The following is a 16,457-nucleotide window of genomic DNA, read 5'->3' as shown; positions in this document are numbered from 1 at the left end:
CCTTCTTTTACTTGAAATATTCAACACCGGATTTAAAGATCAGCTGATCCTTCTCACCCGGAATGTTTTTATATAATCCCTTTCCGATACGTTCGGAATGGCCCATTTTACCCAGAATACGCCCGTCTGCGCTGGTAATCCCTTCCACCGCGCAGGTAGAGCCATTGGGGTTAAAGGCGCCGTCCATGGTGGCGTTGCCGTCAAAATCGACATACTGGGTCGCAACCTGGCCCTTGGCGATGAGTTCCTCCATCACCGCGTCGCTTGCGATAAACCGGCCTTCGCCGTGAGACATTGGAATCCGGTAGGTTTCGCCCACCTTGGCGCCAGCCAGCCAAGGCGACAGGTTGGAGACAACCTTTGTCATGGGGATAGTGGACACATGACGGCCAATGGTATTGTAGGTAAGGGTTGGCATTTCAGGCTCGATATCCACGATTTCGCCGTAGGGTACCAGCCCAAGCTTGATCAGGGCCTGGAAGCCGTTGCAGATCCCGAGCATTAAGCCATCGCGGTTTTTAATGAGCTCCATGACTGCGTCCCTGATTTCAGGATTTCTGAAAACCGCCGCGATAAATTTACCAGAGCCGTCCGGCTGGTCACCAGCGCTGAAGCCGCCGGGAATCATGATCATCTGGGACTGTCGGATGGCATCCGCCATTTCTTTGACCGACGCCGCAATATCGTCCGCCGTCCGGTTTCTGAAAACCACGATCTCTGGCTTGGCGCCGGCGTTCTCAAAGGCTTTAGCGGTGTCGTACTCACAGTTGGTTCCCGGGAATACCGGGATAAAAACCTGAGGCGCCGCGAATTTTTCTTTGGCGAAAGTGACAGGGCCGCCAGTGTATTCGATGTTCTGGACTTTGCCCTCTGTTGTTTTGCTTTCTGGATAAACACTGCGCATGGCGCTTTCCCACACTTCGATCAGTTCATCCATATCCACGCTTTCTCCCTTATAGGTGACCGCTGCGGTATCGGTGGTCTTACCAATGAGCTCAGCGTCGTCCAGGGTTTCGACGGTTTCCACGATAATGCTGCCATAAAGCGGTGCATACAGGCGCGCTTCATCAATGTCTGCAATATCCACACCAATCTTATTTCCGAAGGCCATCTTAGCCAGAGCGTCGACCAGACCATTGGCAGACACAGCCTTGGCAGAGAGCAGCCTGCCCTCAACGTTCAGACTGCGGATACGGTCATACATGGCCATTACCTTATCATAATCAATAAGCTTGTTGTCATCCTGTTCCACCTCAAAGAGATACAGGTTTGATCCTGCTTTTTTCAGCTCATTGGAGAGAACATTCTGGACCTTATCCGCTTCGACGGCAAAGGAGATAATCGTCGGCGGAACCGTCATATCCTCAAAGGTTCCGGACATACTGTCTTTACCCCCAATGGCAGGAACGCCGAAGGCCTTCTGGGCTTCAAAGGCGCCCAGAAGCGCCGCAAAGGGCTTGCCCCATTTTTCAGGGTCTTTGTTCAGACGCTCAAAGTATTCCTGAAAGCTCAGACGGGCTTTTCTGAAATCGCCCCCCATGGCCACCATTTTAGATAAGGATTCAAGCACGCAGTAGATACCGCCGTGGAACGGGCTCCATTTGGATAATTCCGGCGTGTAGCCATAGGTCATGATGCTGCAGGTAGTCGTATCTCCGTGAATAACCGGAATTTTAGCCGCCATACCATCCTGAGGCGTCAGCTGGTACTTACCACCATATGGCATAACCACTGTTCCAGCGCCGATGGTGCTGTCAAACATTTCGGCCAGCCCCTTCTGGCTGGCAGCGTTCAGGCTGCTGAGCACTTCTCTGGTTTTAGCTGTAAAACCAATGGTTTCTGATTTTTCATGAAGCGGTTCGGGTTCTTTAACCAGAACATCCGCGTACTGGGCAGCCCCGTTGGTGTTCAGGAACGCTCTGGAAAGGTTGAGGATTTCCTCACCGCGCCATTTCATGACCAGACGTCCGGTGTCGGTGACAACCGCTACCTGGGTAACCTCCAGATTTTCGGCGTTGCCCATCTCAATAAAACGATCGACATCCTCAGCTGCGACGACAACCGCCATACGTTCCTGGGATTCTGAGATCGCCAGCTCGGTTCCGTCAAGGCCTTCATATTTTTTCGGCACCTTATCCAGATCGATATCCAGGCTGTCTGCCAGCTCGCCGATGGCTACCGATACGCCGCCCGCGCCAAAGTCGTTGCAGCGCTTGATCATACGGGCCAGATCACCGTTTCTGAACAAACGCTGAATCTTACGCTCCTCAACCGGGTTCCCTTTCTGGACTTCTGCGCCGCTTTCATGAATGGATTCCTCGGTGTGTGCCTTGGAGGAACCCGTCGCACCGCCGCAGCCGTCACGGCCGGTTTTACCGCCGACCAGAAGAATGACATCTCCCGGCTGCGGACGTTCACGGACAACATTTTCCTTAGGCGCTGCCGCGATAACCGCCCCAACCTCCATGCGCTTGGCCAGGAAGCCCGGATCATAGACCTCAACTACCTGGCCAGTGGCCAGGCCGATCTGATTTCCGTAGGAGCTGTAGCCGTGAGCCGCCTCCTGAGAAATCTTACGCTGAGGCAGCTTGCCCGGCAGGGTATCCTCAATCGGTGTTCTCGGGTCCCATGCACCGGTGAGACGCATGGCCTGGTAAACATAGCTTCTGCCAGACAGCGGGTCACGGATTGCACCGCCAAGGCAGGTTGCCGCACCGCCAAAGGGCTCGATTTCTGTGGGATGATTGTGGGTTTCATTTTTAAACATGAGCAGCCAGTCCTCATCCACACCATCGTGGTCAACCGTCATGTTGACGCTGCAGGCGTTGATTTCTTCCGATTCATCCAAATCCGGGATCATGCCGCGTTTTTTGATTTCCTTGGTGCCGATCACGGCCATATCCATAAGGGTCATGGGGCGGTCGGTATCTTCTCCGTAAAGGGCGTCACGGGTCGCGTCATAGCTTTCAAAGGCTTTTTCAACCGCTTCCGTTACCGGGCCGCGCTCAAAATCGATGGCTTCAATGCAGGTCGAAAACGTCGTGTGACGGCAGTGATCAGACCAGTAGGTATCGATAACCTTCAGCTCTGTCAGAGACGGGTCACGCTTTTCATCTTCCCTGTAATATTTCTGTACAAACGCAATATCCGCTTCGCTCATGGCAAAGCCCATTTTTTTGCGGTAAGCCTCCAGAGCTTCCGCGCTAAAATCAGTAAAGCCCTCTATCCTCTCAATGTCTGCCGGCTGTTTGATTTTATCCGTCAGGGTATCCCTTGGTCCGAGATCCGTTTCCTGAGAGTCTACAGGGTTAATCATGTATTTTTTAATTTTTCCGAGTTCTTCACCGCTCACATCGCCCTTAACCGCAACGACCTTCGCAACCTTGATTAAAGGCTTTTCGCCTGCTAAAATTTGAATACACTGAGCCGCTGAATCCGCATGCTGGTCGTACTGACCCGGCAGGTAGGAGGTGGCAAAGACCTGTTCCTCCGGTCCAAAGGCCATGGTGTCTTCATAAATGTTGTCTACATTAGGCTCTGAAAAAATGGTCCGTTTAACATTTTCCAGAAGCTCTCCCTCTAATCCTTCAACATCATAACGGTAAATGATACGAATACTGCTAAGACCCTTAATGCCCAAAATGCGCTGAAAAGTCTGTGCCAGTTCCTGGGCCTCGGTATTGAAGCCCGCTTTTTTCTCTACAAAAATTCGTTTGATCACTACTCTTCCACCTTTGTTTAATGATACTTGTATTTTACTATTTCCGAACTTTATTTTCAATGGTTTTTAAAACGTTCGGATACCTTTTTGAGGCGTAAACATTTTCAAATTTCTTTTCTTAAAGATTGAATAACCCCTCCATCACCTGGGCATAAGTATGGTATAATAAAAGTAAATTTATGATTAACCGGAGGCATTTTATGAAAATTATTTATCTTCATCACAGTGGCTTCATCGTAGAATTAGAGCGCATGACACTGATCTTTGATGCGATCACGAATATTCCACCCCATTTTCTCAGAAAAGGTCGGAAAAATTACTTCTTTGTTACCCACAGCCATCAAGATCATTTCTCACAAAAGATCCTTTCCTATGGCAGCGATTATGACACCACCTACATTTTCAGCGACGATATTCCCGAAAAGGGCGGACGCAATATCCATTATATGGCACCTTACCAGAAAATGAGCTTTCCAGGCATCGAAATTGAAACCTTTGGCTCGACCGACCTGGGCGTTTCCTTTTTTGTACAGGCTGAGGGTAAGAATATCTTCCATTCCGGCGATTTAAACTGGTGGGACTGGGATACCGAATCACACCCCAACATTAACCCCGAGGTGGAGGAGCGCGACTTCAAAGCCGTTATTCAGAAAATTAAGGAACAGACCAGCAAGCACAAAATGGACGTGGCCTTTGTCCCGGTGGACTCCCGCCTTGGCGGCTCGGCTTACCGTGCCGCGGAATACTTTATTGACAGGCTGCATCCAAAGGTTCTGATCCCCATGCATTTCTGGGAGGATTTCTCTGTTATCCGCACACTGGCCAATCGTGAGACAGGCAGCGGCACCGAGATTCCTTTGTTTGATGACCGCAATGTTGTTATTGGTAACTATTAATAATATGAATAGCGGAGGCTTAACATCCTTCGCTATTTTTATGTTTTAAGTTTTTTCTAAGAATATCAAAAAATGGTTATATAACTCTAATTAATTGTAAATTTTTCCTATTTTTATTGTAAATGTTTAAATTTTTATCGTGTAAACAGGTAATCAACGCGACGAAGCCGGTTTATCTTACTATAAATTCTTTAAATTCTGAAATTCTTCAAAAAAACTTCCAATTTCTGCTGATATAATACAATTAGTATGTTATTTTAATAATGCGTGCATAAAAAAGACAAACTTTATTAATAGTAACGAGAAAGGGACCTACATATTATGAATATAAAATTCAGGGAAAAATCACAAATCACACTGCCCTCTTCGGTGGTGGAACAATTAGAGCTTCACACAGGTGATGCGCTGGAATGTGAAATTATTGGAAATACCATCTGTCTGAGCCCCGTCAGCCATCCCATGAAAAAAAACGGATTCACCAGTATGCCGGTAAACCCTTTATTTCTCAAAGAACCGATAAGCTGCTGGCCGTATTCTGCTTTGGCCCCCTGCGCATCTTCTATGCACAGGAGCCCCTGGTTCTCCAGTCCAGGAAGGCAGAGGAGCTGCTGGCCTATCTGATCTGCGAAAAAGGCAATCTGATTTCAAAGAAAAACATTGCTGAAACGATCTGGCCCGGCCGCACAGAAAGCCAGGCCATGTACTGCCTGTATAAAACGCTGGAATGGTTTAAAAACCTTCGCCAACAGGGTATCTGCATACCGCTCATTACCCAGCGCGGGACCCTGGGTCTGGATATTTCTCAGGTCTACAGTGATCTCTGGGAGTTTGACGCACTGTACTATAACCGCTCAGAGATTGAGAACTGCCGGAGAGCGGTTGAACTCTACACTGGTCCAACGCTTGCCGGAGCTCCCTATAACTGGATATCCGCTCACGAAGCCCACTATGAGCTGGCCTGCGCCGAGCTGCTTGAGACGTTGGTTCAGCAGTGTGAAGAAACCAGCCAGCTGAATATTTATCAGAAAAAACTGGAAATTATAACCGAACCCTAAAGGAGAAGATTAAATGCCAAAATATATCCAACAAGACCAACCCTATAACTGTGGCGCCTTTTCCATTGCCTATCTGCTGTGGGAGCTTGAACACAACGCTTGTCCGTTTAAAACACCTGATGACGCCGTTGAATATGCAAACAAAATTCACGACCAAATTAAATTTGGGGACAGCATTCGTGAATTCAGCTATCCCTTTAGCGGCGTCATGACCTCCGATTACTGCTCACCCATAAAAATGGCCGACTATCTTCAAAAATGCGGGCTTAAGCCAACCTGTCTCATGCCCGTCGACCCGCCGTTTATCGCGCTCATCCGATCTGTTAATACCCATGGACAAAAGCCACTGTTCAATTTTACCTGCGAAGACCCGCTAAAGGCACTGCAGCCTGGGCAGTACACCATCAGCATTACAAGCAATACCTTTGATCTGACCGCCTGCGATATGCTCCTCCACTACATGCTTATAAAAAAGCAGGAGCAAAAGGACCCATGCCCATGCACCGTTTATGATCCCAATAACGGTGAAGAAAAGCCGGATCAGATTTTTACTGTCGGAGACCCCATCGCGGGGAGCAGCTGGCTATATACTGGCATTTTAATGACCATTACACCATAATATCCTGTATGCACGCAAAAGCACCGGTGTTTTCACACCGGTGCTTTCTTTTTGTTTACCCCTTCACCGCATCGGCGTACTCTGGGGTGCCGATGCCAAAGCCGCCGGCCACATCCAGAATATGCCCGGTAATAAAGGAGGAATCATCACTCGCCAAAAACAGCACCGCGTTGGCAATATCCTCCGGCTCGCCTACCCGGCCAAGGGGTACATGGCGTAAAAATGCCTTTTGGAAATCGCCTGTCATACTGTTTTTAACTGCGTCGGTGCCAATCATTCCCGGCGCTACTGCGTTACAGCGGATATTTTTATTCCCAAACTGCAGGGCAATGGCCTTTGTAAGGTAGTTAATGGCCGCCTTAGACACACCATAGCCCAGTCTGGAGACATCCGGTAAAAGGCCGCCGATACTGGAAATATTGACAATATTACCGCCGCCATGCTCCACCATATAGCGGATGGCCGGCTTACAGGGCAGGTACACACTGCCGATATTTTTTTGCAGAATGTCGAAAAACGCATAAGGGTCTCCTGTCAGAATATCAAAATCCTTGGTGGGAATGCCCATGCCAAAGTTATTCACCAGAATATCCAGGCGCCCCTCCTCCCGGGCGACGTGCTCCACCATCACGTGGTATCCCTCATAATCAAAGGCGTTAAAGGGGTGAAACTTAACATTCAGCTTCTCCTCGCTGCATTCGGCCAGGGCCTTTTGAGCCAGTTCATCCTCCAGCCCTGCAATATAAACCAAGGCGCCGTTCTCAGCCAGCTTTTTTGCGCTCGCCAGACCAATCCCGGCGGTTGCGGCTGTCACAATGGCGACTTTACCTTCTAATTTTTTCATATCGATTTACCTCCATGTTTAGCATGAACCTATCATAGCACCTGACCACAGCAAATAAAAGCCTTTTTCCATTTCTTGAAGCTTTCTTGAAGAATGCAGCCGCCCTTTTCTATAAGTTGTCTGGAATCCTCTTTTTGACCAATTCTTTTCTTAACGGCGCTTCGGTCAGCCGCTTTTTCAGAACCTCCAGAAGCCTGCGGTGCCGGTACTGGACTGTGCTGTAACCCATTCCCAGACTCTGGGCGGCGCATCTCAAGGTCTGCCCCTGCCCGTAAACGGCCCTCAACAGGGAAAGCTCACCCGGCGTCAGCTCAGCCAGAGCCTTTGACAGGGCTTCCAGTTCCTCTCGATGGATATAATTCCCCATAATGTCAACCGAAAAATCTGGCAGGGTATCGAACAAAGTTCCTTCCTCCTCCTCACGGCTGCTCCCATCGCCGGAGATATCCCGCACCAGGCGGCGCCAGCACTTCCTGCGTTTGTTTTGCAGCGACCGGTAAAGATAGGTTTTAATATAAGCGGCAAAGCCACCGCCCCGCGTGCCGTCATAGCACTTCACACCCTCCAGAAAAAAGAGCCGCGCATCCTGCAGGCAATCCTCAAAGCTGTAATTCTCCGGCCGGGCCTTATCCGCCGACGCCAGCATCAGCGGACGAAACATACGCTCCAGAAAGGCCATGGACTCGCCATCACCCTTTTGCGCGCGGAGCACCCACCGTTCAATTTCCTTGTAATCCATACCACTTCTCATTTTCAGTCATCCTCATACACATCTGTAATCTCAAGCACAATGCCTGGAAAACGGTCCTCCACCGCGGCGCTGAGATCGTTAAACAAATCCTCAGCCTCCTCCGCGCTGCGGGCATAAAAGCCCGCGTTCATCCGGCACGCCGCCTCGACTCTGTAGCCCCGTCGACGGTTGATGATTCCTGGTCCCCTGCCATATCGATTCATATGATTCCCTCCATAAATTTTAAAGTCTTACTTTTTTCCCGCCATTTGTTTTCTCTCTCTGGCTGCCCACATGGCGTTAAAGGCAGCCACATCATCATCGGGGCAACGGGCTTTGATTTCTGCCTTTTCCTCATCACTGAGCGGCGGAAGCAGATTGAAGCCGTGGATATTTGCCGCGTCCTCCTGATTACTATACAATAGAGAAGTCTGTTTAGTGTTTATGTTTATTAACGGGGACAGCCCGTCCGCAGATAGCGGGACAGCCTGCGCCCAGACCTGTGTCACACTGTCCCTTCTTTCATCCCTCACCCAGATGGCTTCAAGGCCTTTATCAAAGGGCACCATGCGGTAAAGTCCTGCCCGCTGGCTGACGTTCTTCTGGTACGTCACAAGTCCGCGGTTAATGAGGTACCCCCGCTGCCGCAGCAGGACACGCCGGTCCTTTAGGCCTAAGAGGGGCATGGCCATTGTGTTTGGCAGCTTAAACGCTACCGGCCAGTACCACACGCCCTCAGCCGTACGGATGGCCGCCCGGTTGTTCGTATACATGAGCAGGTGCCAGTAGGCCTGGAGCAGCGGGCTCACAGGGCTGTCGGCCAGCCATCTGTAAAAGGCCAGGAGCTCGGTCAGGTAGTTCATCTTCTGCTTCTTTCCTCTGCCAGCGCACGGATAAAAAAGAGCTGGCCCAGAGGGGTGATCCGAAGCTCGGGGGACTGCTTGAGACGGCCGCTCTTTTTCTCCACATAGTCTTTGTACTCAATGGTCATGCGTTTTTTATCCAAAGACTGCCGGGTGGGTAAATTACGGTTGCACTGATTGTTAAAATAGGCAAAGCCCTTTTCCCGAAGCCAGACGTACAGCTGGTTCCTCCCTATGTTCAAGCCCATATCCCGCATGATCTCAGCCAGACGGGACACTGGGATATCATTTTCTCCTGCTTTGGCCGCCTCATATCTGGCGCTCCTATACGTCTGCCGCTCATAATCATCCTTCAGATAGATCCGGGCTTTTTTCTCATATTCTTTTTGCAGGGCTATGAGCTGCTTTTCCATAAAACACAGCTCAATGCGCATATCAATACTGGAAAGGCTCTCAAAGCTGCCTAAAAGTCGGTCCTCCTGTTTTAGCGCGCACGAAGCACACCATGGGCTAAATCCTTTTTGTTCTGCCGCGGTTGTCATGGTTGTCTGTTTACTTTTCATTGTAAACCTCCTGTAAAATATAATATTTCTATTTCATCAAGAGCGTTTTGTGGCTGCTCCTGCTGATGATTCTATGATACAGGCTTTTATGGTTTTATCCGATGCGTAAACGTGTTTTTTATTATTAAAAATCAAAAATTATTTTTATTTTCTGCCGCCACCGGTATACGGTGCTCAGCTCACCGTAAAAGGGCATGGTAAGCACTAGGCGGCCGCGCCGGGCTTTCAGTGCTTTTTTGTCCAGTTCATCGTTTTCAAATAAATGTAAAAGGGTCTGGGCCACCGTAAACAGGCTGTGACGCATCCAGCGTCCCGCAAAGGCGGGCAGCACCCGCTGGCGCCTGGCGCAGTGCTCGCATTCGCAGCTGCACACCCAGAACACGTACAGGTTTCCCTCGGCGTCCTCCACCTCTTTGGACAGGCCGTTGACCACATGGTTTCTGCCCTCCTTTACCACAAGGCGCATGGTTTTCTTTTTAAGCCCACGCCGGCAATAGCGGCAGACGTGGCTACTGTGGCCGTGGTAGATGAGCTCTGTCAGGTGCTGCCTGCCATCCTTGGCCGTATAGCCGGTATCCACTGCCTCAAAGAGCTCGTAGTGCTTTTTGAGATAGGTCTCCAAATCCAGTTCCAGTGCTTTCAGCAGTTCTTTCAAATATATTGCCAGTGCCATTTTTTTCTCCTTTTTTATGTTCTTTAAACAAAAAACACCGAAGGCCACATACGGATATCCGTATGTGGCCTTCGGTGTTTTGATGGGTGACAGCCGTTGTCCCATTTTCTTTTTTGGTTATGTTTTCTTTTTTAACAAGAGCGTCTGTCCTGTTATCAGCAGTACCAGCAAAAGGGCGGCGCCCGCCGACGCGCGGGCGGCTTTTGCCACACCGGTTGGCGGGTTTACAAGGCTGACCTTCTGGGTTTCACCTGCCGGGCTTTCGCTCTGGTGTCCCCGGGCTTCCACGATGCGCAGGCCGCCCTGGCCGTCCAGCTCCAGGACAAGCTCCAGATAATGGATACGGGCATTGACGTGAATGGCGGTGGTGCCGTCGGGCAGAGTAAATACTTTGGTTTCATCGACGGTATTGGTGCGGTCGATGCGCAGGCGCATACGCCCAACCTCGGTGTTGGCCGTGTTCAGGGCTCTCAGAACATGGCTGCCCTGCTCCACGTTGTCCATGACAAAGCTGCCGTTTTCATCGGTCATGGCCCGTTTGACAACTGAGTGCAGCTCCATAAAGCCATGGCTGAAGGGGCGGCTGTCGGTATAGCGGGTCTGGGCGGCCAGCGTAAAGCGAAAATCCGGATCATAGGGCACATCGGTGGGAATACGGTAACCGGCGCTATAGGTAAGGGTGACTGTGGTCTCGCCGACGGGTGACTCGGGCGTGGCCTGGGCTTTTGCCGGGACAGGCCATAGCAAAAGGAGGCACAGGGTGAGCATGGTGATTAAGTTTTTCATGGACAATGCCTCCTTTAGGTCGCAAATAAGTTGCGGCAGAGCGGAAAGTAGTAGTCGCTGTTCGCGGGTGAAAAACACCCTCTCTCATGCAGGGCGCTGCAGCCCTTTGGGCTGAGCGCTCTGAAATCGAACCGGGTGTGGTTTCACCCGCGGACAGCTGATTGTTCTTTTGAGGTTATGTGTTTAGTTCGTTCCTGCTACTGGCGTCACTAAAATGCTGAAGCTGCCTGAAAAAGCATGGGTACTATTAGCTGTTATGCTTGAATTATCCTTAAACTTATCTCTGTTAAGCTGAGCATAAGCGGTCGCGCTGGGGTTTGCCTCTGTCAATGTGGCGATAAGGGCACTATCGGCCGTATCACTCTTTGTTACCTCTGCGCCACCCGTATTTAAAATACTGAAGGCCTCCGCAATATTGATGCCATGTGTGGCATCGTTGAGCGCCATTGTATTTTTTGTAGCCGGTAATGAAATTTTCAGAGATGCTACACTTTGTGCACCCGTCAGCTTTTGGTTATCAATAACGGCGGTATAGTTCAGATCTTGCTTTAAATTTGAGCTTGTAATGGAGATGGAGCCAAAGTCGATTGTTTTTGGAATTGTGACCGACCATACAGGCGTATTATCAGCTGGCTTTGTATACTCCATCTTTACTTCTGTCTGCCCTTCTTTGGTAGCCGTGGTTCCCGACCCGTTAACGGAAACACTCTCTCCTGCAGCGAACACGCTGCCTCCTAAGCACATTGCGGTGACGAGCGCCGCGGTGATGCCGACGATTAATTTTTTCTTCATTGCCATTTTCTTTTACCTCTCTTTTATTGGTTTTTATTTTTTTGGCTTATTTAAAAGGGCTTTCCCTCTCAGTAAGATAATTAATTTGTCCCGCCGACCACAGGGTCGTTGGGAATGCTTTTCCAGTTTAACTGGCTTTTGTAAGTGCCCTCGGTGATTTTACTGTCGGCGGGCACGACGAGCTGTCCGGTTTTGCCGTTTTTTCTGTCTTGATCGGTCAGGGTGGCAAAGCTGCCTGCCTTGCTCAGGGCTGCGCCGGATGGGGTCTGTATCCAAAACTCGGGGCTGTAGCTGCCCTGGGTTGCGGTATCCGCAGGCTGCATCTGGTACTTGCCCCAGATGGTTTTGTAGCCATCGCCCGGGCTGATCTCGAGGTCGATGGTGCGGCCTTCGTACAGCCAGCCGTCATTACTGGCCACGCCCACGGTGATGGGCGCAGTCGCACCCTGCCCCACTCTGGCGCTGCCGGTGATGGGCGCTTTTGGAAGGCTGAGGGTATAGGTGGCGGTCAGCAGGCTGGCGCTCAGGCTGCCGTCGGCATTCGCGTTTATTTTCCGGCTCAGGGTTTGGGCTGTGCCGCTTGCCGGTGTGGCGGCGGCGGTGACGGCTGTGTAAGAACCGCCGGAATATTTGGGCAGATAGACGTAGAGCTCTCCGCTTCCGTTGTTTTGATTAAAGCTGCCACCTGAGGCCTGGGCGTTCCAGGTTTTGGCGGTGCCGTCTGCCTTGCCGTCGGCTTTTGTTTTTTGGGTGGTGACACTGGCGGGTACGCCGGCATAGCCTGCCGGGGTTGCGCTAAGCTTCAGGGTAACGGGGTATACTGTCTGTCCGCTACTGTTTTTGGCGCTGGCAACACTGCCGATGATGGAGCCGCCGTCGATGGTGGTTCCTGCTGTGCCGATGGCGATGGCTTTCACGTTGCCGCCTTTGATGGTGGCTTTGCCGGTAATGCTGCCGGCCACGGTGGTCTGGCCGCTCTCAATGGTGGTGCTGGCGGTGGCCAGACCGGCTGCGGCGTTTAGGGTCAGGCCCTTTGTATCGGCTGCTCCAATGGTCAGGCTGCCATTTCCTGTGGCCTTGCCGGGCAGTGTAAGACTGCCGGTGCCGGCTGTACCACCGGTGATCCTGAGGCTGCCGTCGCTTTGCAGGCTGGCGCCGTTTTGGCTGCTGTTGGTGAGGGTGAGGGTCTGGCCGTCGGGCACGCCCACCTGGGCGGTGGCGCCAGCCTTGACGGTGATGGGTACGTCTGCGGTGTTAATGTTTTCATTTAGGATGATCCTTGAGCCGTCGGTATGGGTGCCGCTGACCACGATAATGCTGTGGGTGTAGGCACTGCCATTATTGGTGGCGGGGATGTTATAAATTCCCTGGTAGGGTGTAAGCCCAGCTTGACCGGTTGGCTCTGCATCGGCAAAGATATAACCGATGTCGTAAATATACAGGTTATTGTTAGCCAACGGAAAATCGGATGAGCCAGTGACCCGGAAGCTGACGGTGATGGTTTTGCTCATGCCTGGGCCGGTGAGGACTGCGCCCGTATCGTTTTTAAAGCCTTCCTCGGTCACTTTTATGGTGTAGGTGTAAAGGCCGTTGGGGATATCTGCTGGCGCTGCCGCGCATCGAATCGCCCCGGTGGCTGGATCCACGTCAAAGGCCGCCGGTCCGGATACCTTGGTGTAGGTCAGGCTTCCTGACGGGTTAGGGGCGCTGACAGACGGCGCGGTGGTGATGGCGGTGTTCTGTGCCATCTCGGTGGTTGCGTAGCTGTCTGCCAGTGTGTAGGTGACGGTATTGACTGCGTATCGCTCTAACACACAGCCGGACGCCCCTTTAAACTGCATGGCCGTATCGGCCCGGGCGATTCTGGCGGTGTTGGTGGGATAAATGACCAGCTGGTAATCGTCACCCTCGTAGCCCTTTTCCATGTTAAAGGTGGCAATGGCTTTATAGGTCTTCTTGTCTGCCTGCTGGGTGAGGGTGGCGTGGCGCACCTGGGTATAATCGGTTAAATCGGTGCTCTCGCTCAGGGTACCGCCTTTTATCCAATAGGCGTCGTACATGGCGTCGGCAAAGTCCTCGGACAGGGTAATGACACTCTGGGTCATGGTGTTGCCCGGGGTGCCCTCGTAGCCGGGGCCTGCCTGGGCGTAGTCGTCTTTGATCACGGCCTCATAACAGGTAACCTTGCTGGCGGGGCCGCGGATGTCTTTTTCCTGAGCTGTGCTGCCAGTGGCCGTAACGCTGGTAACCCTGAGCTGATAGGCGCCTTTCAGGCTATCGCTGTAGGCAGTACCCAGCGTGATTTCTTCGGCGATGGTGTGGGTCGCAGCGTCTTCTGTGATCTCTTTTGTTGTCTCTTTGGTATTTGCGACCAGCGCTGGGGTTTGCCCGTCCACCTTATACCAGCCGTAGGTGACGCTGCCTGTAAAGCCTGCCGCGATTTTGATCTTAACGCTGAGCTTGGTTTTAGCCTGAATATCGGCATCGGTATCCTGACTGCTGAGCTCGACGGTATCGGGCATTGTGCTGTTTTCATCAACGACCATGAATTTATCCACACTCAGGTACTGCCAGTCGGTCTCGAAGCTGTAAGCGCTCAGGCCGCTTACTGCAGATGTGGCTTTGAGCTTGTACCAGCCCGCATCGCTTTCTGCAAATGTGGCGGATGAATCGCTTGTTTTTTTCCAGGTCGCTGTATTGGTGGTTTCGTCCCAGGTTTCCGTCAGGCCGGTCACTTCGGTGCCGTCGCCCGTTGGCACGGTGGACTGGTCGGCGTTATCTTTATACCATGTCAGGCTGTAGCTTTTTTTATCTACGCCGGTACCGCCAAAGGTGACGCCTGCCTTTAAGCTAAAGCTGGTGACATCGCCGATGGCGCTGGTGGGGCTTTGGTTGGCAAGGCCAACATTGACCACGTTCAGGTTTAGGCTAATGGGTGTCTCCACACTTTTTACAGGGCCAATAAATTTTCTGACGCCGTCCGTATCCTCGGCCAGCTCGTTCTGGCTCAGATACATTTTTGCGCTGATGGCGGCCTGCCCCCCGGCGCCGCCGGAAGTTTTGAGGTTGACGGTGTTGCCGCTGCCCACAACGGCCTGCACCACGTCGGGCTTGTCGGAGGAAAAGGCGGAGGCGGTGGGCATCTGTACCCCAAAGCTATCGCCAAGGGTAGTTTTTGTCTTTAGGGCATTCAGCTGGGTGGCGTCGGCCAGAACCACCTGGGCGGTATCGTCCCCCTGTTTTACCTGGGAGATTACATTTGTGGCCGAGGCGTCTTTGATGGCGGCCAGGTTGATGGCCTTGCCGCTGGCTGTTGACTGATCACCCGACGCCTTACCGGCGCCCAGATAGAAACAATTCGTAAACGTCCCGCCAGCCTTACCGGTCAGGCCGCCTTTATTATCTTTATCATTAGGTTTTTCTCCTACGATGGTGCCCACACTGTAGCACCCATTAACATTTCCCGCATTTACATATCCTGCCAGGCCGCCAACATACTGGGTAGTGGGCTGTACTGGAATGGCGGCAACGGTGGTGTCAATTTCACCGGTATTATAGCAATACTCAATATTGCCACTGTTCATATAGCCCGCAACACCAGCCGTTACCGGGTGATTGGTGATAATCTTGCCGGAGTTATAGCAATATTTTATATTGCCACTGTTCATAGCACCGGCTATCCCGCCAACAGCGCCCTTGGTAGGAACAGCCTTCTGAGCGCCATCCACATATATTTCTCCGGTATTCACGCAACCATAGGTATCTGTTGCTGTTACTCCCGTAATCCCTCCAATGAGAAGTCCTCGACCTGTAGTATATCCGATGGCCTTGCCATCGGCATGGATTTCAATATTGCCATTATTCGTCGAATTTGCAATTTGCCCTTTAGCACCCAAACCATCATTAACGCCAACACAACCGCCAATAAAATGGCGCTTTGAATCCATACTGATATCGCCGCCTTCGGTATATCCGATAATGACTCCATTATTGACACAATTCTTTACAGTTTGATTACTTTTATTATCTCCCACAATGCCGCCAAGCGCGACATAAGTCATTTTCACATTAGTATTCTTTTGTTCGCAAACACTGTAAGTAACGGTCTGTTCCGACACAGTGCAGTTGGTCATACTGTTTTTATTACAAGCCGCTATCCCACCCACAATAATGACTTGGGCGTTTCCATAAAAACGGCCGTCAACCACATGGCAATTCTCAATTGTTCCATTATTAAAGACGACAACAGGTGAAATATATACGACTGCTGAACCTTCATTTATCACTGAAATCATACTATCGTCCATGATCAAATTTTTTATCGTTGCAGTGGTGCCCGTTGCTCCAAAAAGTCCAAAGTAATTATAGCCCGGCGACGTGCCAGAATTTTTTATGCTTGCTTTTATCCTCAACCCCATTAAGCTATATCCATTGCCATCAAAGATTCCGTTAAATGTTTGGCTTTCAGTGCTACCGATCACCTCATTCCAAAAGTGTTCGCTAAGATCAATTGACTGGCCTAAGGTGATGGTTTTGCCTGAAAAATTAGCAGTTCCAGCATTTACCAGTTTTGCCAGGCCTGCCAGCTGAGAGGCATTATAAAGAGTGTAGCCTGTCACACTAGCATCAGCATTATACCAACTTGTATCGGTATTGTCTGACCAATTACCGGTTGTCGTTGTAGTGGTGCCTGTTTGAACAAAATCGAATGTAATATTTGGATACCACTTCCCGCTCTCTTCAATTTTTACACGCCCATCGCTATCTTTATATCGAGGCATGACGGACACGCCGGACGCGGCTTCCTCGGCCTGGGCCTGCGGCGTCAGAGGGCTGATCCCCAGCGAGGAAAAGACCACGAGGGCGCACAGCAGTACGGACAGGGCTTGCTTACCGATTCTTTTGTTTCGCATGG

Annotated in this window: 13 protein-coding genes; 3 read left to right on the top strand and 10 right to left on the bottom strand. The window is 51.1% G+C overall.

Features of this window, described 5'->3' with window-relative positions:
- Positions 1-7: 7 nt before the first annotated feature.
- Positions 8-3,721: a phosphoribosylformylglycinamidine synthase gene (locus tag DW091_RS04195; protein ID WP_118517483.1), complete on the bottom strand. Its 3,714-nt coding sequence runs from the start codon at positions 3,719-3,721 to the stop codon at positions 8-10.
- A gap of 200 nt (positions 3,722-3,921) precedes the next feature.
- On the opposite strand from DW091_RS04195, the gene DW091_RS04190 reads away from it, so the two are divergent.
- The 3 genes from DW091_RS04190 to DW091_RS04175 all read left to right on the top strand — a co-directional run bounded on the left by DW091_RS04190 (position 3,922) and on the right by DW091_RS04175 (position 6,291).
- Entirely contained in the window at positions 3,922-4,617 is a 696-nt protein-coding gene (locus DW091_RS04190) for an MBL fold metallo-hydrolase (protein WP_118517482.1), read from the top strand.
- Between the two features lie 698 nt (positions 4,618-5,315).
- Positions 5,316-5,672: a bacterial transcriptional activator domain-containing protein gene (locus tag DW091_RS04180; protein ID WP_118517481.1), complete on the top strand. Its 357-nt coding sequence runs from the start codon at positions 5,316-5,318 to the stop codon at positions 5,670-5,672.
- A 13-nt stretch (positions 5,673-5,685) separates the two neighbouring features.
- Positions 5,686-6,291 carry a hypothetical protein gene (locus DW091_RS04175; RefSeq protein WP_118517480.1) on the top strand — a complete coding sequence of 202 codons (606 nt, stop codon included), beginning with the start codon at positions 5,686-5,688 and terminating at the stop codon, positions 6,289-6,291.
- Positions 6,292-6,346: 55 nt separating this feature from the next.
- On the opposite strand, the gene DW091_RS04170 is transcribed toward DW091_RS04175, so the two are convergent.
- The 9 genes from DW091_RS04170 to DW091_RS04130 form a co-directional block, all read right to left on the bottom strand.
- The gene (locus DW091_RS04170; protein WP_074618424.1) at positions 6,347-7,135 is read right to left on the bottom strand and encodes an SDR family NAD(P)-dependent oxidoreductase; all 789 of its coding nucleotides are present in this window, start codon (positions 7,133-7,135) and stop codon (positions 6,347-6,349) included.
- A 109-nt stretch (positions 7,136-7,244) separates the two neighbouring features.
- Positions 7,245-7,886 carry a sigma-70 family RNA polymerase sigma factor gene (locus tag DW091_RS04165; RefSeq protein ID WP_224168739.1) on the bottom strand — a complete coding sequence of 214 codons (642 nt, stop codon included), beginning with the start codon at positions 7,884-7,886 and terminating at the stop codon, positions 7,245-7,247.
- Positions 7,887-7,888: 2 nt separating this feature from the next.
- Positions 7,889-8,089 carry a hypothetical protein gene (locus DW091_RS04160; RefSeq protein WP_082669222.1) on the bottom strand — a complete coding sequence of 67 codons (201 nt, stop codon included), beginning with the start codon at positions 8,087-8,089 and terminating at the stop codon, positions 7,889-7,891.
- A gap of 27 nt (positions 8,090-8,116) precedes the next feature.
- Complete coding sequence (locus DW091_RS04155; protein ID WP_058693721.1) at positions 8,117-8,728, bottom strand: hypothetical protein; 612 nt, start codon at positions 8,726-8,728, stop codon at positions 8,117-8,119.
- Entirely contained in the window at positions 8,725-9,291 is a 567-nt protein-coding gene (locus tag DW091_RS04150) for a phage antirepressor KilAC domain-containing protein (RefSeq protein ID WP_118517479.1), read from the bottom strand. Before DW091_RS04150 ends, DW091_RS04155 begins: the two co-directional genes overlap by 4 nt.
- A gap of 124 nt (positions 9,292-9,415) precedes the next feature.
- The gene (locus DW091_RS04145) at positions 9,416-9,964 is read right to left on the bottom strand and encodes a hypothetical protein (protein ID WP_118517478.1); all 549 of its coding nucleotides are present in this window, start codon (positions 9,962-9,964) and stop codon (positions 9,416-9,418) included.
- Between the two features lie 117 nt (positions 9,965-10,081).
- Positions 10,082-10,750, bottom strand: a complete 669-nt coding sequence (locus tag DW091_RS04140; protein ID WP_118517477.1) for a hypothetical protein — start codon at positions 10,748-10,750, stop codon at positions 10,082-10,084.
- Between the two features lie 183 nt (positions 10,751-10,933).
- Positions 10,934-11,548 carry a hypothetical protein gene (locus DW091_RS04135; RefSeq protein WP_118517476.1) on the bottom strand — a complete coding sequence of 205 codons (615 nt, stop codon included), beginning with the start codon at positions 11,546-11,548 and terminating at the stop codon, positions 10,934-10,936.
- Between the two features lie 74 nt (positions 11,549-11,622).
- Positions 11,623-16,455, bottom strand: coding sequence for a hypothetical protein (locus DW091_RS04130; RefSeq protein ID WP_118517475.1), 4,833 nt, complete (start codon positions 16,453-16,455; stop codon positions 11,623-11,625).
- Positions 16,456-16,457: the final 2 nt, after the last annotated feature.

This window comes from Eubacterium sp. AM05-23, from assembly GCF_003477535.1.
Lineage (GTDB): Bacteria > Bacillota > Clostridia > Eubacteriales > Eubacteriaceae > Eubacterium > Eubacterium maltosivorans.
The sequence above is the reverse complement of the archived record's forward strand: the minus strand, read 5'-3'. Positions and strand labels throughout refer to the sequence as shown.

Coding starts and splice junctions, on each gene's coding strand:
- DW091_RS04150 (WP_118517479.1), bottom strand. CDS start 9,291: ATGAAAAGTAAACAGACAACCATGACAACCGCGGCAGAACAAAAAGGA.
- DW091_RS04140 (WP_118517477.1), bottom strand. CDS start 10,750: ATGAAAAACTTAATCACCATGCTCACCCTGTGCCTCCTTTTGCTATGG.
- DW091_RS04170 (WP_074618424.1), bottom strand. CDS start 7,135: ATGAAAAAATTAGAAGGTAAAGTCGCCATTGTGACAGCCGCAACCGCC.
- DW091_RS04175 (WP_118517480.1), top strand. CDS start 5,686: ATGCCAAAATATATCCAACAAGACCAACCCTATAACTGTGGCGCCTTT.
- DW091_RS04155 (WP_058693721.1), bottom strand. CDS start 8,728: ATGAACTACCTGACCGAGCTCCTGGCCTTTTACAGATGGCTGGCCGAC.
- DW091_RS04165 (WP_224168739.1), bottom strand. CDS start 7,886: ATGAGAAGTGGTATGGATTACAAGGAAATTGAACGGTGGGTGCTCCGC.
- DW091_RS04135 (WP_118517476.1), bottom strand. CDS start 11,548: ATGGCAATGAAGAAAAAATTAATCGTCGGCATCACCGCGGCGCTCGTC.
- DW091_RS04145 (WP_118517478.1), bottom strand. CDS start 9,964: ATGGCACTGGCAATATATTTGAAAGAACTGCTGAAAGCACTGGAACTG.
- DW091_RS04160 (WP_082669222.1), bottom strand. CDS start 8,089: ATGAATCGATATGGCAGGGGACCAGGAATCATCAACCGTCGACGGGGC.
- DW091_RS04130 (WP_118517475.1), bottom strand. CDS start 16,455: ATGCGAAACAAAAGAATCGGTAAGCAAGCCCTGTCCGTACTGCTGTGC.
- DW091_RS04180 (WP_118517481.1), top strand. CDS start 5,316: ATGTACTGCCTGTATAAAACGCTGGAATGGTTTAAAAACCTTCGCCAA.
- DW091_RS04190 (WP_118517482.1), top strand. CDS start 3,922: ATGAAAATTATTTATCTTCATCACAGTGGCTTCATCGTAGAATTAGAG.